A 17,289-nucleotide genomic window follows, 5' to 3' on the forward strand; every position below is an offset into this window, starting at 1 on the left:
GGACCTGCTAATTGCGCTAAATAATCCGGCGTTGGTGTTGCTTCTTTTTCTACTTGATTAGTAAGCATGGTATATAGATCCACAAATAATTGATCATCCTCATAACCTAAATCGCTTCCATCTTCAGCATATAAACGCTTTCCTTGTGTACGTAAATAATAGTTTAAGATGACATCAGCAGTATGACCATTATCAAAGTAATATCCTGCTTCTACTGCTTTATCAGATATTTCCATAAAATCGTCCCATGTCCATTCCTCTGGAATAGTATCTACACCAATTTCACTTAACACCTCTGGGTTATATTGAAAACCTAAAGCGTTTACACCTAAATTGAACCCATAGAGTCCATCGTTGATTTCACCAGTATTCACAACATCTTCTGGAATATTGGATACATCAATTTCATTTCCAATAAAAGGTGACAAATCGGCTAACTGCTCCTTTTGAGCATACTGGGAGATATAAGATTGATCCATAGCAATAATATCAGGTAGTTCGTTAGCAGCGGCTCTAGGCGGTAACTTTTGCCAATAGTCATCCCAATTTGCATGTTCTGGTTCCACAGTAATACCTGGATTTTCTTCTTCAAATAGTTCAATTACTTTTAAAGTATCCTCATTTCTTTTTTGATCCCCCCACCATGCAATTCTAATGGTGACTTCTTCATTATTTTCTTCACCTATTTCAGCCGTCCTTCCATTACTGCTACAAGCAACTAATAAAACAACCATTAAAATGAACATGTTCTTTCTCATTTAATAGCCTCCCTTTTCAAAAAAACTTCAGTAAAATACATGGTAGAATATCGAGGCAACAAACATTCATTTTAAACCTTTTTGAACTATGTAATTAACTACAAAAAATATTACCAGAGTTCTATTAAAACTCTAGTAATATTTATAAAGAGTGACTTCCATCAGTTGTTTTTTTTGATCACCATTGATGGTTAGTGAAACTTATCAGGGTGTTAGCGTCCGTTATTCTTGGAAGTTTGGAAGTCTATTGAACAATTAGCACCGCGATAAAATATTATTCTATTATGTTTCATAAAACTTATCGTTATCATCAAGATATTATAGAAAGTAAGATTAGTATACCAAAATTACTATAATTCATTGATAGAAAAAACAGATATAATTGTGTAAAAAATAGTGAATTTTTCAGATATTTAAATGAATAAGTTATCTTTTAATCATGTGATTTTATAACCTCTGATGGGGTATAGCCTTTGATTCTCTTAAATAATTGGCTAAAATAATGAGGGTTATTGCCAAATCCCATTCTTTCTGCTAACTCAAAGACCCTTACTTCCTCTTCTGTTTCGATAATTTTTACAGCCTTATTAATTCTCAGATTCGTTACGTATGAAGAAAATCGTTGTCCTACTTCTTTCTTGAATATTTTGCCTAGATAATCTGGATTCATATACAAACAATTATTTCCAATCCATCTTAAAGACAAATTAGGGTTCTCGATTTCTTTTTCGATACAGTCTAACATCTGTCTTACAACTTTTGAATAATGTTTTGAATTTTGATCATTTTGCAATAAAGCATCGAACAAATCATGAAAAAATTGTTGAACATGTTGAATATGTAAGAAATTCTCCATTTTGGTTATAGAACCTATCCTATTCTCTTCTATATTTGAATTATATTTGCTTAATATTAATATATATATTTTAATAAAATAACTTTTTGCTATTTTGGGATGTATATAATAGTCTTGTAATTTTTGGCAAAACTCCTGAATTATCTGATTTGCTCTTTTCAATTCGCTTTTCTTCAAGTCAATTATAATTTTATCTAAATCTATTTCTATATCATTTTTATCAGTATTTAGAAATGTAATCCAATCTTGACTTCTAATTACCTTAGAAGAACTTACATAAAAGGACTGCGCAATTGCATTCTCTAAGCGAAAACTAGAGTTAAATATTTCATCTTTTGTAAAAGTTGGAGATATAATAGCAGTAATATTCTGATTACTCTGATCAGGTAAGTGCTGAAGGTATCTTGTTAGTCTATCTTCTATAGTTGGGGTATATTTCTCCATGATAACTACACTATCATCAACAATTGTACATATATGTTCATTATTGTTTGTATTACTATACTTTTCTAATAACTTTTGAAGTAAAATATATTCATTTTCATCGTCTAAACAAAGAACGATAAAACAAATCAAATGATCATTGAATTTTTTTTCTAACATTACCTTAAGTTGTTTTATTAATTCATTGGGCAATTCTTGATAATTTAAATATTTTTTTAATATATCCTCATATTCATAATGATATAGCTTCAACGCTTCATCTTGCATTGATTGAAGATACTTTATAGCCTCATCTTCCTTTTTTTTCTCCGTTACCACTTCATCAAGCGCTTCTGCAATTTTTTCTTCATTACAAGGTTTGAGTAAGTAATGTTTTACTCCAAAACGTATAGCCTTTTGTGCATATTCAAATTCACTATAACCAGACAAAAAGATCCATTTGATGTCTGGATACTCTTCCTTGGCTTTTGATACTAAACCAATTCCGTCCAGTCCTGGCATTGTAATATCCGTAATTACTATATCAGGACAATTATTTGCAATACACTCCAAAGCTTCTAGACCATTCATTGCTTTATCAATTAATTCCACTTCATGTTTTTCCCAATCCACAATCTTTGCTATTCCTTCTAGAATCATCCTTTCGTCATCCACTAACAACACTTTGTACATATGTTGTTTCCCCCTTTTTAGGAACCTTGATAATTACTTTGGTCCCTTGATTTTCTACACTCTCTATATAAATTCCATAGCTTTCTCCAAACAAAATTTTAATTCTTTCCTCTATATTCTTTAAACCTATCCCTGTACCTTTTGGTTGGTAGTCCCCAGTCATTATTTTATTTAAATAATCTTCTTCCATACCAGGACCATTATCTGATACCGAGATTAATAAATCTTCATTTATTTCTTCCACTTCCACTTTTATAGTACAAACACCTATCATTTCTTGTAAGCCATATCGAATGGAATTTTCTACAATTGGTTGTATGATTGATTTTGGTATCAATACTTCATCATACTTTGGTGGAATATTTTTACGAAAATCAAGTCTTTCTTCAAATCGAAAGCTTTGTATTGTTATATAATGTTCTACAATAGCTACTTCTTCTGCTAACGTAACAAAAGCTCCTTTCATATTGATAGACGCTCTTAGTACATAGCCTAGAGATTCAGCCATTTGTGAAATTTTTTTCTCTCCTGCAATTTTAGCAGACCAATTTATCGATTCCAGTGTATTATATAAAAAATGTGGATTTACCTGAGCTTGTAGGGTTTTATATTCCGACTCTTTAATAAGCAGCTGCTTTTTATAATTTTCTACAATTAAATCATTGATTTGTTGCATCATTATTTGAAAATTCTCATGCATCTGTCCGGCTTCGTCTCTTGGATACTTTGGCTTTAGATCAGAATCATCATAATCGAACTTACCGGTCTGAACTTTTTTCATTTTTCTATTAAGACTTTCAATTGGGTTCACAATGGTTCCTGTAAATTTAGATCCTAAAAAAATCATTAATAGAAATAAGCCAAAATAGGTTAAAAACACCGCAGTTCTTGTCTGGGTAATAACGTTAAAAAGATTGTTATATGGGGTTAAAATCATATAAGTCCAGCCTAAATGGTTCTCATCCGAATATGTTAAAAAAAACCTTTCACCCTTGTATTTTACAATTTGATAGCCTTGTTCTCCTTGCTTATATTGTGATGGATAAATATTTTCTACTTGACTATTATTAGAAAAAATTCTCCTATCTTCACTATCAAAAATGAGAAAGCTAGTTTTTTGTTCTTCCAAATTATTTGTAAGATCATGAACAATCTCTTGGATATCCACTCTAACTCCAATTGTTCCTAGTTGTTCAAATGAAAAATCCATATATTCTCTTACTTCTCGTGTTGCAATTAAAGTTGGATCCTCTTCTGATGAAGAAACCCAACTAACACCTCCCTCTTCTTCTGCTGCATTTTCTTTCATTGTATTCAATCTATCTTTTGATAATTTTATAATTAAATTACCACTCGCATATTCCTTATCGTTCCTATCATAAACTTGCATGGATTGGACATATTTATTCAGTGCTCCTATGGAGATAAGTCTTTTTCTTAACTCCATACCTATTGTAAATTTATTATAATTAGAATCCGTATTATTTAACTCTTGTAAATAAGCTTGTACATACATATCAGTTGAAATTTGGTAAGATAATCGCTCCATTTTTTTTAATTCAGCTTCGACAGAGTTGGTAGAAACTTGTATAGCTTGAGCAGATTGTCGATATATTTCGTTATTATATTTTTGAAAGGCATACTGTAATATCGATAAACCGCCGATGCTAAAAGCGAGTAATACTAGCGAAGTTAATATAACCATTTTATATTTTAAACGCAAGTCCATATAAATTTGACGAATTTTTCGTATCATCTAACATCACTCCACCTTAATCTGACACCGCTTTCACCTAATTATATTGGTATACTGGTTACTCGTCAACTTTGGTTTGAACCATATAGTGAGACCTCCATCAGGGGGGATTTTGCGGATTTCAAATTCACAAAAAAATATGACGGACACTCTAATATAAGCAAATGTCCGTCATAAAAATTTCTCGTATTATCCTACAATGAAGAATCTATCCTTTTTTCTTTATCACTCCATAGCCAAATGCCATTAGCCCATTAAATGTAAGTATTCCAATGATAATATATGTTAATAGTGCAATGTCAGGTGCAAACAAGCGAATCGTTTTCCATGGGGTGTCCAAGATACCAACATATATTGGGATTACACAAGCTCCCAACACAACAGAGCATATGCCGATTATATAGAAAACCAGTTGTCGTTTCCTTCTCTTGAGCATTATAAAATGAATAACCGTCAACAAAAGGAAGGTTATAATGGTTATAATTAAAGTCCACTGCGTAGCAAAGCTTTGATCTGGTAATGGATCTGGTTCATCCCCGTTTAGAATCGATTGAATACCATTCATAATATAGGTAACTTGAGCATCTTCTAAACTATGGTACTTATTCGTCAACAAAACCGCAGCTACATCTTGATCAGGATTAAAATACATTTCGCTCCGATAATCTCTAGTTGCACCACCATGATAGGGAAAAGAATCTGTATTGGAAAAATGCCAACCATACCCATATCTACCTTCATCCGGTGGGGTACTGATTAATGTTAATGATTCGTTCGATATAATCTCTCCGCCCCTTAACATTAATTTTAAAAAAGTCATTAAATCAGTCGAACTTGAAACCAAATAACCATAAGGAGCGCCAGCGTTATCAAAATACAACTTACCGGGTATTGGTTTTCCCATCCATGATCGATAACCAGACACAAGCCCTTTTGTTAACGTGTTATCATAGTCAGCTGCTGACTGTGTCATTCCAAGAGGAGTGAAAATACTCTCGGTTATAAATTCAGCATAAGTTTGATTAGTTACGTTTTCAATTATGGCACCTAATAATAAATAATTTGCTGAATTATAAGCATATTCCTCTCCTGGTTCTGTCGTTAATTTTACTCCACTAAGTTCTTCGACTGCCTGAAAAATCGTGTTTTCACTGTCAGCTTTATCCGTTACTTTTAGGCCATCAAAAGGACTAATACCACTCGTTTGCTTTAAGAGCTCTGACACGGTGATTTTTTTTGAGCTTTTTGATTGATAAGTAAATTCAGACAAATATGTATCAATAGGTTCATCAAGGTTAATCTCGCCTTTTTCAACTAGCATCATAATGGCAAGGGCGGTAATCGGTTTACTTAATGAGCCAATTAAAAAAGGGGTATCGGCTGTTACTTCCTTCCCATCACTCATTGTCCCCCAATTATTATAAAACTCCTCACCATTGGTAAATACAGCAAGAGATGCTCCAGGTATTTGATACTTTTGTAGCGACAGCTCTACAAATTCGTTTATTTGTTCTTCTGTACTTATTTCTTCTGCTGAAAGGCTACCTGGCAAGACAAAAAAGAATATTAGCATACTAATTAATAATTTCTTCATAATCTCTCCTCTAACTACATTTTATTTTTTGGTATAGCTTACCATAATGTCTTGTAACATTTGATATGCGTTATCCATATTAAAATTTTCATCAAATAATTTTTGAAGTGCTATTCCGTCAAAACAAGCCAATAAAATACTAGCAAGCGCGTCAGTATCTTCCTGCTTATCGATATATTCCTGAAGGAATGATGCCAGACTTTCCCTTCCATCATTTAAAATATGATTTACCTCAGACTGAAGATTTTCATCTTTTAAGCCTAAAGCATAAAGCTCAAATCGAAATCGGTACCAATCAGGAAAATTGTTTACTCGTTCTTTTATTTCGGTTAATACATTTGCAGGATCCACGTCTTTGTTATTTTGATATTGCTGATGGAAACTTTGCTGAATATCTCGCTGAACGGTTAATAATAACTCTTCTTTGCTTTTAAAATAGTAATGGATTAAACCAGCTGCAATCCCTGCTTCGTTAGCAATATCTTTAATGGAAGAACTATTAAATCCCTTTGTACTAAAAACCTTATAGGCTGCATCAAGGATCTGTTGTCGTTTTTCCCCTTTTGCACTCATTTTCTCCCCTCCCTTTTTGTTTGAATAACCAACCAATTTCCTATAAGAAGAATATCAAACGATAATTAGAAACGCAAGTCCATATAAACTTGACTAGATTTCTTTGCTATCCAATTAAATTCAAGAATTATTGACTGCTCAAGATGAGTATGCTTTGACAGGTTTGATAAAATGAAGTTGCTTTAATATAGATTAAAAGTTTGTAATGTAAAAATAGCCAACAAGATTCCGATCAGACTTAATTTGATACACTAACCATTGGTCATAAGCAATGGACAACATTCTATTAATAGGAGTTATTTAATGATGACAAAGAAATTAGTATTATTATCGATGGTGTTTTTACTCATGTTTATAAGCAGTTGCAGTAACAAGCCAATAAAAGAACACTCTTTTTCCAGTCCTAACCTGACACCTTTAACAACTATTGAATCTAACAGCAGGTTAATTACTCAGTTATATCAAATGGCTAAAACAGGAAAAGTATCAGAAGACAAATGGAAAAGTGGTGAAGACACCATTATGGAAGTGGAGAAAGACTGGGGAGTAGCTGATGACAAGGCAGAAGCTAGTTCTGGTACTTATTCGACATACGAAAAAAAACATAGAGTATTTGGATTTAATGAACAAGGTCAAATTTACGATATACGGTCTCATTCTAATAAATTACAACACATTACCCAAAATGAGACGGAACAAGTATTAGGTGCACCTGATGAAATAAGACATTTTCAAGACCAAAATATTTATGTCTATCAAACGAACCAAACATATCAATTAAAATTTATATTTCCTCCAGTAGCAGATGGTGATGATAGAAAGCTAAGTCATGTCTCTGTAGTTTATTTACCATGGGATCCTTCTGTTAAAGAAACGGAACCATCCTATGCTCTCGATTCAATGACAATACCCGAAAAAATTGGTCAGTTAATGATGATTGGATTGGAAGGTACAACCATCGATCAACAAGCTACGAATTATATAAAAGAAAATAAGGTTGGCGGGTTTATCTTATTTAAGAGAAATATTGAAAATACCCAACAAACAGTTGATTTAATTAATGACTTAAAACAGGCTAATGACAACCAAATACCTTTATTTTTAGGAGTTGATGAAGAAGGCGGACGAGTTACAAGACTTCCCGAAGAAATCATAGCAACACCAACAAGTCAGACGATAGGAGAAAAAAAGGACAGTGATTTATCATATCAAATCGGAAAACTACTAGCCAAAAAGGTAAAAGCATTTGGCTTTAATCTCAATTTTGCTCCTATACTCGATGTTAATAGTAATCCAGATAACCCTATTATTGGAGACCGTTCATTTGGATCTGAACCTTCTTTGGTGAGCGACATGGCAATCGCACAAATGCAAGGAATGACTGACAATCATGTCATTCCAGTCGGAAAACATTTTCCTGGTCATGGAGACACAAATGTTGATTCACACATCGATCTCCCTCTGCTTGATCATTCCATTGAAAGGTTACATCAAGTGGAGCTCGTACCTTTTCAACAAGCTATTAACCATGGGGCTGAAGCAATGATGGTTGGTCATTTAATGGTACCATCGCTTGACCCTGACAATCCAGCTACTTTATCCAAAGAAATAATTCAAGGATTGTTAAGGCAGGAATTAGGTTTTGATGGCCTTGTGATAAGCGATGATTTAACGATGGGGGCAATTTTAGAAAATTATGAGATTGGTGCTGCAGCTGTCAAAGCAATTCAGGCGGGAACAGATTTATTACTGGTTTGTCACGGATATGACCAAATGAACGCAGTATTTCAAGCAATTGAAAAAGCAGTAGATAACGGAGATATTTCAATGCAAAGTTTGGATGATAGTGTGAATCGGGTATTAAAATTGAAGGAGAAACACGGCATAACAGATGAAAGAATAGAGTCTGTGGACGTAGAAAAGCTAAATCAAGATGTACAGGAAGTATTAGACTCCTCCTCGCTAGACTAATACAAAATAATGACAGAAGTGGCTCAACTAGATTGAAATGATTAGTAAATATGATCAAAAAAGTGCCAATAGCTTAAGCTATTGGCACTTTTTTATAATTCTTCTTATTCAAGTAGACCATTGTCAGATAAATACTCTTCAGCAACGTCTTGCACACTTCGTTCTTCCACATCTACCTGATAGTTTAATTCACGCATTGTTTCACTATTCAACTGCTCGGCCAATGGTTCAAAGATCTCTTCAATCTCTGGATAATTCTCATATACTTCACTTGTCATGGAAATTGCTGCATTGTAAGATGGGAAGAACTGTTGATCATCTTCTAAGTTCATCAAATCGTACTCTCGAATTCGGCTATCAGTTGCAAAACCTACAGCAACATCTACTTCATCATTGTTAAGCGCATCATAGTTCAATCCATAGCTCATTTCAGAAACTTGGTCACTACCAAATTCAAAACCATATGCTTCATATACACCAGGAAGTCCATCAGGGCGGTTAGCAAATTCGGCATCAGTTGCCATCTTCAACTCTCCTGGATTATTGTTCACGTATTCTGCAAGATCACTAATACTTTTAATTCCAAGTTCATCTGACTGGTCAGAGCGCATAACAAGTGTATACGTATTATTCACCTCAGAAAGATTAGTCCATGTTATACCGTTCTCTTCCGTATCAATTTCGTTTACTTTCTCATAAGCTTCTTGTTTGTCTGCAATTGGTTCTTGGTCATTATATGTTACCAATCCAGTACCAGTATAATCCCATGTAATATCCACTTGATCATTTTCAAGTGCCTTACGTAGGGCTGTAGATCCTAAGTTATCTTTCATATCAACTTCAAATCCATTTTCTACAAGGATTAATTCAGTCATCTTAGCAATTAAAAATTGTTCTGTGAAATTTTTCGCTCCTACTGTTACATGCTTCTCGTCATCTCCACAAGCAGAAAGGATAAGTGTAGTCAATAATATAATGGTAAGTAAACCTAGTATTTTTTTCATATATATTCCTCCTATTTTTTTCTTTTACACAGAATCTATTGCCGCTTTACGTGCTAAACGCAATCCTTTAGGAACTAACAATAGTTGCAGTCCTCGAAATAATAAATCTACAATTACAGCAAGCAATGTTACTGGTACGGCACCTGAAATCAAAAATGAATTATCAAATAACTGTATACCTGTGAAAATCCATACTCCTAGACCACCCCCACCAATTAAATAAGCAAGGGCTGCAGTACCTATATTAAGTACCACGGCAGTTCGGACACCCGCTAGAATAGAATAAGCCGCCGATGGAAGCTCCACACGAAAGAGAATTTGTGTTGACGTCAGTCCCATACCTTTTGCAGCATCTTTAGTAGCAGGGTTTACAGAATCAAGACCCGCTATTGTATTTTGTAAAATCGGCAGTAGAGAATAAATATATAATGCTACAATCGCTGCTTTAATACCAATCCCTAAAAACCCCATTGCCAAAGCTAATATGGCTAAACTTGGGATCGTCTGACCTAAATTAGCAGTATTAACTATCAACCATTCAAATTTACGGAATTTAGGACGTGTAATCAAAATCCCCAAGGGAATGGATGTCAAAATTGCTATTCCTGCAGAAATACTTACTAGCTTTAGATGTGTTTCAAGAAGACTGATAAACTGGGCAGGCTGTTCAACGATTTTTGAAAACATATGATTAGATAAAGCCCACCAAAAAAAGACTATAACAAGCAGCCAAAGTATAATCTTAGTTGTGGTAGCAAGTGTTTTTTTAGCATTCACATCTAGTCACCTCTCTTTACCTTTGACTTCTCTATGCAAGAATTTCTCAATTAAATTCAAGGTGAGACTTCCAAGTTGGTTATCTTGTTGATCAACAATAACAATCTGATCTGCCTCTTGGTTTAGTAACATCGAGATAGCTACCCTTAACGAAGTATCAGAATGAATCATCTTCGTATCTGCTACTTCCTGTTTACTTGATTCAAGATTAAATGCATCCACCAAATCTTGAACACTATAAAGACTCATACTTTTTAGTACCCGATCTTGACCGACAAATTCAGAGACGAATTCATTTTTTGGGTGGGTCAATATTTCAGTAGGAGTATCATACTGCATGATTTTCCCTTCACGTATTAGAGCAATCCGATCACCCATTCGAATGGCCTCATCAATATCATGACTGACAAATAGGATTGTCTTTTTAACTTCTTGTTGAATAGCTAAGAACTCGTCCTGTATTCGATGTCTGATTATCGGGTCTAGAGCACCAAATGGTTCATCCATTAACATTACTGGTGGATCGGACGCCATAGCCCTGATTACTCCAATACGTTGTTGTTGCCCTCCTGATAGCTCATGTGGGAAACGTTTTCGATAGTCATCTGGATTCAAACCCACCAAATCCATCAAGTAGTTGAAACGATTTCTTTTCTTTTTTCTATCCCATCCTAGTAAGTCAGGTACAATCATCGTATTATCTTCAATCGTCATATTGGGAAACAATCCATTACTTTGGATAACATAACCGATATTTCTTCTAAGTTCAATCGGATTTAATTCTTTACTGCTTTTCCCTTGAACACGAATATCTCCCTCCGTTATGGATTCCAATACGTTTACCATTCGAAGTAACGTTGTCTTTCCACAGCCAGAAGGCCCTAGCAATATTACAAATTCACCGTCATTCACTGTCATATTAATATCATCAATAGCTTTTACATCGCCTTGATAAACTTTTGATACATTTTGAAACTCAATCACTTGAATCACCCTTCTTATACTTCTTTATTGAATCCCTTTCGGTGTAGCCTTTTTTTGAATCCACTTTAACAGAAAATCGGCAATTAACGCCAAAATAGAAACAAAGATAGCTCCCGTCATAACCATGTTAGTGTTGCCTCGACTGATACCTGAGTTAATCAAGACACCCAATCCGCCAGATCCAATAAAGGCTGCAATTGCTCCAATACCTATATTTAAGACAGTAGCTGTGCGGACACCTGCCATAATTAGTGGCATACCGATTGGAATTTCCACTTTGATTAGCCGCTGAAAGTTCGTCATTCCAATTCCTTTTGCGGCATCACGAATATTTGGATCCACATTATTGATAGCCGTGTAAGTATTTCGAATAATCGGGAGTTGCGAGTACAGAACCAAAGCTATTAACGCTGGCAGAAAACCAATGCCCTGGCCAATATTAGATAGAATCGGAATCATAATACCAAATAACGCAATACTAGGAATTGTGATAAAAATAGATGCGATTTGTAGAATGGTTTCTGCTAATTCCTCATTAGTGGTTAAATATATACCTAAAGGAACACCAATTATGATTGCTATAAGAATAGCCAGTCCAACCAACTGAGCATGTTCGATGGTGTATGTTATTATATTGCCTAAATCACTTTGAATATAATTAAATAATTGACTAATAGTAAACACCTCCTAAACAGAATGGACATTTTAACTAGTTTCCAACTTTTCGATATCTCTAGTTTCAGCTTCTTTTATTTTCAGAAAATACTATGCAGGGTCTTGAAACCCTTATACTTAGCAGTAATCTGCATTATGCACACAAAATTGCACTTTATTCTTCCATTGGAAAAATGGTCCCTTTATTCATAATTCCGTTTGGATCAAATGCTTTCTTCAAGGTTTCTAAGATGTAATATGAAGAACCATACTCGTCTTTAATCCATGGTGTTCTGTGCTTACCAACACCGTGGTGATGAACCATGGATCCTCCTGCCTTAATGGTTTCCTCTACAATTATTTTATTAATTGGATAATGATATTTTGTAATTTCTTCTTCAGGTTTAATATCAACCAAATCATAATAATAAATAAAATACATATTGGTACCGTTCATATAACTGTGAGAAGAATGTCCTCCTAACATTGTAATATGAGGGATTTCTTCTCTAATTCGCTTGATACAATTTTCATAAATATCATGGATTATTCCCCATGAACCAGAAACTTCTGTAGTAAAGCCAATATTATTGGATTGCTTAATCTCCTTCCTCTCTTCCATTACATTGGAGGGATCCCAATTCAAATTTTCAAACCATTCTTGAATCAAATGACTCTCTACTCTATCACTTTTGCCAGATTTAGCTACAATGTCTTCGATTGCTTTACCTGTTGCTTCTGCAATTGGCTTTGGACCTTCTGCCATGAAAATGAGTACACATTTACCTTCTGAGAAATCAAAATGATAGGCTGCATCTTCTGGATCATAAAGACGTGCTACAGATGGTCGATAGCCTTGAACCATTACTTCACGCAGCATTTCAAAACCAGTTTTCATATCATCCAACAAGTATCCATAGAACTGATTGTTTTCAGGCTTGTATTGGAAAACTTTCACTGTAACTTCTGTAATGTAACAAAGAGCTCCCTCATTCCCAATAATAACATGCCTGATATCTGGTCCAGCAGCACGTCTTGGTACATTCTTAATTTTAGTGATTTCACCATTAGGAAAAACAGCTTCAACACCCACAACCATATCTTCAATACCACCATATAAAGTAGAAAGCTGTCCGATACTTCGGGTTGCCACAAGCCCTCCCATTTGAGCTAAAGGTTTAGACTGTGGGGAATGTCCTGTAGTTAGACCCTGTTCTCGCAACTTATCCTCCAAATTCTCTAATGGTACTCCGCATTGAACAGTAGCAAGCATGTTGTAAGGATCAATTTGTACAATATCATCCATTTCTGACCCATCAATTACTAAGGAGTTTTCTACTGCAGTTTCTAAACCACCCTCAGTCGCTGAACCACCTGTCCTAGGTACAGCATTGATTTTATGTTCATTCATATATTTCAGAATATGTGATACTTGCTCCTCATTTTTAATTTTCACCACCGCTGCCGGTAATGGTTGTGTATAAACCTCGTGAATCGTCTCATATTTTCGAAAACGGTCTACACTATTTTCTCTTAACACTTCTTCATCTGTAATCACTTGCGATTCTGATAAGATAGCTTTTACATCGCTCACTATTTGTTCTTTTGATAATACCATTTCATGTACTCCTTTTTTAGTAAATTTTTAGCTATTGAAAAAAGAATAGGATTTCCGCAATATACCATCTGTATAAGCAGAAATATGTTGGTAAACTTCATTGTTCATTCGCGTATAGAATGCATGTTTATCCTCCTCGGGATGAAACATGTCCTTTACCTTCACCATATGTTTAGTGGCTTCCTCATAGGTAGAATAAACATTTAAAGCAACTGCTACATTAATAGCTGCACCTAAGCTAGCTGACCCATTCGTTACGTTCCGCTTAGTTGGCAGTCCAAAAACATTAGAAAGAATTTGCATCATTAAATCACTATTGGATCCACCGCCTGAAATAACCATTTCTTTTATATTCTGATCCACCTCATCTAGCATGGAATCCATATTCGTCTTCATCGTCATGGCAATACCTTCTAAAATGGATTGATACATATGGGCCCTAGTATGTCGACTATCAAGGCCAATCATCATTCCTTTTTTAAAAGGTTTATCTGCTGGTGGCAGCCAATCGAGAACAGTCATCAGCCCATCACTACCTGGAGGCACCGACTTTGCTGCCTCCTCATTGAGGAATTCTTCCGGTGACATGCCGTGCTTTCGGGCTGTTACCGTTAATTCTTCTCCATAAAGATCTGTGAACCAACTAACTGTCCACATTCCTCGACGGATTCCATTACTCTCGTAGAGATACTCTCCTGGAATAGATGCAAAATTGGTCCAAAAACTCTTGGAATTTTTGGTATTCTCTTGTCCAAGAATCATACCTGCTATATATGTACCTAAAGAGACTAGAGCGCTGTGACTCGATATAATTCCCGATCCCAATGCTTCAACCGCTTTGTCGTTAGCAGTCGCTATAACTGGAATATTAGCAGGAATTCCTGTTTCTTTGGCTGCTTTATCTGTCACATTTCCTAGAATTGTTCCTGGGTCTTGAATAGTAAACAACATGTCTTGAGGTATATTATAATAATCGAATACCTCATCACTGTCACTCCATTGCCAGGTATCTGTATCAATGGGCCACATTCCCATATAGTTGGCATTCGTGTCCTTGAATTCATTAGTAAAGCGATGCGTGATATATCCCGATGATGTGGTAACATAGGCCACATCGTCATTTTTGTGTTCATAAGGCTTCGATACTCTATCATCCATCCAACTTATTGCTGGAGATGCTAGGGTGCCATCCATCTTTAGTAAACAGCGATTGAATCGAATGGTACAAAGCCCGATACCAATAATATCTTCCTCGTTACCAGGAAACGAACCCATCGCCTTTTGACTAGCCTTGCACAATGAATCCCATAAGTCATCACCTGGATGTTCAACTACGCCATGATCAGGTGTGCTCATTGGTTGTAATCTTTCTTGGCCCCTGCTTACTTCGTTTCCATTTAAATCGAAGATAACTACTTTAGAACTCTGTGAACCTCCATCTATACCGATAATGTACTTCTCAACCATATGTCTATCACATTTCCTTTATATTCTTAATTCAATTGAAACTCTTTCCTAACGAACGAGATATCCTCCATCAACGGCTAATATGTGACCATTCACATAATCTGATGCTCTACTGGCCAGAAATACCGTTGCTCCCATTAAATCCATAGGATCACCCCAACGATTTGCAGGAATATGATCCATAACCCGTTGATTTGCCTCTGGATCATTTCTCGTTTTTTTAGTAAGTTCTGTAGCATAATAACCTGGAGCAAGTCCATTCACCTGGATATTATATTGAGCGAGCTCATCACAGTAAGCCTTTGTCAACCCAGCTATCCCATGTTTAGTGGCTGCATAAGCTGGTGACCCCTGTCCGCCATGAAATGAAAACATCGAACAGATATTTATAATCTTCCCTTGGTGTTTCGTAATCATGTGCTTTGCCGCTTCATGACTTAATTCGAATGAAGCAGTTAAGTTAACATTAATCATTGGATCCCATTTTTTCCTGCCGAATTCTTCAAATGAAGCAACTTTATTTAGACCAGCACTATTCACGAGAATATCTACGTCTCCCATCTTCTCGATGCATTGATCGATAATCCGCTTCGGTGCTCCTTCATCAGTTATATCTACTTTCATAAATTCTATCTTAACACCTTCATTTTCTATTAGTTCTTTCGTCGTATCATCGTCATCAATGATACTTGGGATGAATAGATTGGCTCCAGCCTTAGCTAACGCGAGAGAAAATGCCCTCCCGAGGCCAGAATTACCTCCTGTGACAACGGCCGTCTTCCCTTCTAAAGAAAAGAAATCCATTGTAAAATCAACCATATTCATTCTGTCTCACCGCCCTTCACTTCCATTTTTTATTTTCTCTTCACTTCTTTTATTTATTTTTTTGCTCAAAAAAAAGAGAGAAAAGCAGACTTCCCCCAAGGGAAGTTACTTTTCTCTCGGCTCTAGTAACTTTTAACATTACTTAGTATATTGCTCCTTTACTAAACTGTCAACAGCTCACGAAAAAACATCTCTTAATACGGAAGATGTTCAAGGCTTTTTTTAGCATTTTTCTTCCGGTAACAGTTTAACTTTAAAGCAGAAACCTTTTAATTTACCTTAGCTTAATATATAATAGAGACAGTAATTTCTTAGAATTAGGAGATATATAATGAAAGAAAAAATTTATCAAGCTATGGAAGAAAATCCAATAATTGCAGCAGTGAAAAACGAAAAGGGCTTAGAGGAAGCTATCCAAACTGATTGCAATATCATTTTCATATTAAATAGTAATATCATAAATATCGACAATATCGTCCGTAAAATTAAATCTCATAACAAACTAGCTTTTGTACATATTGACTTACTTGAGGGGACCTCTAACCAAGAAGTAGCCTTGGAATTCCTGAAGGAAAGTACTAATGCAGATGGGATTATTAGTACTAAAGCGCAGATGGTACGAGCAGCTAAAAATTACGGTTTCTTCACCATCCATCGATTTTTTGTTGTCGATTCCTTCTCTTTTCACAATATCGATAAGCAGATTGCCAATTCCAACCCACACTTTATTGAAGTCTTGCCGGGTGGTATGTCAAAAATGATTGGTTGGGTGAAAGATAAAACGAACATCCCCATTATCGCAAGTGGACTTGTTTGCGAGAAAGATGACGTTGTTACAGCATTACAGGCTGGTGCAATTTCTATTTCAACAACTAACAACGAAGTATGGTACATGTAACTTTTTCTCCTAGAGAATACGGCAATAGGTTAATTAAAAACTTTGCCGACATTCTCTAAACCTCTCCTTTAAATTGCTACTTCAACTATTGATTTTGAAGAATTATCTTCATTAATTCATTCTTCTCGGCTTTTTACACAAATCATTTTTTAAGCCCCCTTCCTCTTCTATTTAAACAACTAAACAGAAAGTTCTACATGATAGGGAGAAGTTTACTCTAAGTTAATACTATAACTCTGTTCTACAAACCTCTTTATAAATACTAGAAAGTAACCTGCTCATCCAGAATATTTTCTCACTTCACACCGATTAATGAGATTCGTACATACAAAAGAAGTAAGTGCTACAAGCACTTACTTCTTTTGTAATTTTGTCAATGTCATAACACATCGTATCAGCAGCCTTTACAGGTACATGTCCATGCAAATGATTAGTCCC

14 protein-coding genes are annotated in these 17,289 nt (G+C 35.2%); 2 read left to right on the forward strand and 12 right to left on the reverse strand.

Annotation, left to right across the window (positions count from 1 at the left end):
• The 5 genes from BM121_RS16305 to BM121_RS16325 form a co-directional block, all read right to left on the reverse strand.
• A partial coding sequence (locus tag BM121_RS16305; protein WP_139220278.1) for an ABC transporter substrate-binding protein occupies nt 1-758 on the reverse strand: 758 nt, incomplete at its 3' end.
• Nucleotides 759-1,191: 433 nt separating this feature from the next.
• A complete protein-coding gene (locus BM121_RS16310; RefSeq protein WP_091484729.1) occupies nt 1,192-2,730 on the reverse strand; it encodes a response regulator transcription factor in 1,539 nt (512 codons plus the stop codon).
• Nucleotides 2,705-4,486 carry a cache domain-containing sensor histidine kinase gene (locus tag BM121_RS16315; protein WP_091484731.1) on the reverse strand — a complete coding sequence of 594 codons (1,782 nt, stop codon included), beginning with the start codon at nt 4,484-4,486 and terminating at the stop codon, nt 2,705-2,707. The genes BM121_RS16310 and BM121_RS16315 overlap by 26 nt, the downstream gene beginning before the upstream one ends.
• Before the next feature lie 208 nt (nt 4,487-4,694).
• The gene (locus BM121_RS16320) at nt 4,695-6,080 is read right to left on the reverse strand and encodes a serine hydrolase domain-containing protein (RefSeq protein WP_091484732.1); all 1,386 of its coding nucleotides are present in this window, start codon (nt 6,078-6,080) and stop codon (nt 4,695-4,697) included.
• A gap of 21 nt (nt 6,081-6,101) precedes the next feature.
• Nucleotides 6,102-6,653, reverse strand: a complete 552-nt coding sequence (locus BM121_RS16325) for a TetR/AcrR family transcriptional regulator (RefSeq protein ID WP_091484733.1) — start codon at nt 6,651-6,653, stop codon at nt 6,102-6,104.
• A 306-nt stretch (nt 6,654-6,959) separates the two neighbouring features.
• On the opposite strand from BM121_RS16325, the gene nagZ reads away from it, so the two are divergent.
• The gene (nagZ, locus tag BM121_RS16330; RefSeq protein WP_139220279.1) at nt 6,960-8,624 is read left to right on the forward strand and encodes a beta-N-acetylhexosaminidase; all 1,665 of its coding nucleotides are present in this window, start codon (nt 6,960-6,962) and stop codon (nt 8,622-8,624) included.
• A 104-nt stretch (nt 8,625-8,728) separates the two neighbouring features.
• Here the strand turns inward: nagZ and BM121_RS16335 are convergent, their stop codons facing one another.
• The 7 genes from BM121_RS16335 to BM121_RS16365 all read right to left on the reverse strand — a co-directional run bounded on the left by BM121_RS16335 (nt 8,729) and on the right by BM121_RS16365 (nt 15,953).
• Nucleotides 8,729-9,628, reverse strand: a complete 900-nt coding sequence (locus BM121_RS16335; RefSeq protein WP_091484736.1) for a glycine betaine ABC transporter substrate-binding protein — start codon at nt 9,626-9,628, stop codon at nt 8,729-8,731.
• 24 nt (nt 9,629-9,652) lie between these two features.
• A complete protein-coding gene (locus tag BM121_RS16340) occupies nt 9,653-10,405 on the reverse strand; it encodes an ABC transporter permease (RefSeq protein WP_245780832.1) in 753 nt (250 codons plus the stop codon).
• A 6-nt stretch (nt 10,406-10,411) separates the two neighbouring features.
• A complete protein-coding gene (locus BM121_RS16345) occupies nt 10,412-11,389 on the reverse strand; it encodes an ABC transporter ATP-binding protein (RefSeq protein WP_091484738.1) in 978 nt (325 codons plus the stop codon).
• Nucleotides 11,390-11,413: 24 nt separating this feature from the next.
• Nucleotides 11,414-12,073 carry an ABC transporter permease gene (locus BM121_RS16350; protein ID WP_425432247.1) on the reverse strand — a complete coding sequence of 220 codons (660 nt, stop codon included), beginning with the start codon at nt 12,071-12,073 and terminating at the stop codon, nt 11,414-11,416.
• A 145-nt stretch (nt 12,074-12,218) separates the two neighbouring features.
• Nucleotides 12,219-13,661, reverse strand: a complete 1,443-nt coding sequence (locus BM121_RS16355; RefSeq protein WP_091484740.1) for an FAD-binding oxidoreductase — start codon at nt 13,659-13,661, stop codon at nt 12,219-12,221.
• Nucleotides 13,662-13,688: 27 nt separating this feature from the next.
• Nucleotides 13,689-15,128 carry an FGGY-family carbohydrate kinase gene (locus BM121_RS16360; protein ID WP_091484742.1) on the reverse strand — a complete coding sequence of 480 codons (1,440 nt, stop codon included), beginning with the start codon at nt 15,126-15,128 and terminating at the stop codon, nt 13,689-13,691.
• Between the two features lie 48 nt (nt 15,129-15,176).
• Nucleotides 15,177-15,953, reverse strand: coding sequence for an SDR family NAD(P)-dependent oxidoreductase (locus BM121_RS16365; RefSeq protein ID WP_091484744.1), 777 nt, complete (start codon nt 15,951-15,953; stop codon nt 15,177-15,179).
• Between the two features lie 331 nt (nt 15,954-16,284).
• Here BM121_RS16365 and BM121_RS16370 point away from each other — a divergent pair, with 331 nt between their 5' ends.
• Entirely contained in the window at nt 16,285-16,851 is a 567-nt protein-coding gene (locus tag BM121_RS16370; RefSeq protein WP_091484745.1) for a glycerol-3-phosphate responsive antiterminator, read from the forward strand.
• Nucleotides 16,852-17,289: the final 438 nt, after the last annotated feature.

This window comes from Gracilibacillus orientalis (assembly GCF_900114645.1).
In the GTDB taxonomy this organism is placed as follows: Bacteria; Bacillota; Bacilli; order Bacillales; family Amphibacillaceae; genus Gracilibacillus; species Gracilibacillus orientalis.

Bases quoted from the DNA above. Each gene is read 5' to 3' on its own strand.
- BM121_RS16335 (WP_091484736.1), bottom strand. From the start codon at position 9,628: ATGAAAAAAATACTAGGTTTACTTACCATTATATTATTGACTACACTT.
- BM121_RS16365 (WP_091484744.1), bottom strand. From the start codon at position 15,953: ATGAATATGGTTGATTTTACAATGGATTTCTTTTCTTTAGAAGGGAAG.
- BM121_RS16355 (WP_091484740.1), bottom strand. From the start codon at position 13,661: ATGGTATTATCAAAAGAACAAATAGTGAGCGATGTAAAAGCTATCTTA.
- BM121_RS16315 (WP_091484731.1), bottom strand. From the start codon at position 4,486: ATGATACGAAAAATTCGTCAAATTTATATGGACTTGCGTTTAAAATAT.
- BM121_RS16360 (WP_091484742.1), bottom strand. From the start codon at position 15,128: ATGGTTGAGAAGTACATTATCGGTATAGATGGAGGTTCACAGAGTTCT.
- BM121_RS16325 (WP_091484733.1), bottom strand. From the start codon at position 6,653: ATGAGTGCAAAAGGGGAAAAACGACAACAGATCCTTGATGCAGCCTAT.
- BM121_RS16370 (WP_091484745.1), top strand. From the start codon at position 16,285: ATGAAAGAAAAAATTTATCAAGCTATGGAAGAAAATCCAATAATTGCA.
- BM121_RS16320 (WP_091484732.1), bottom strand. From the start codon at position 6,080: ATGAAGAAATTATTAATTAGTATGCTAATATTCTTTTTTGTCTTGCCA.
- nagZ (WP_139220279.1), top strand. From the start codon at position 6,960: ATGACAAAGAAATTAGTATTATTATCGATGGTGTTTTTACTCATGTTT.
- BM121_RS16310 (WP_091484729.1), bottom strand. From the start codon at position 2,730: ATGTACAAAGTGTTGTTAGTGGATGACGAAAGGATGATTCTAGAAGGA.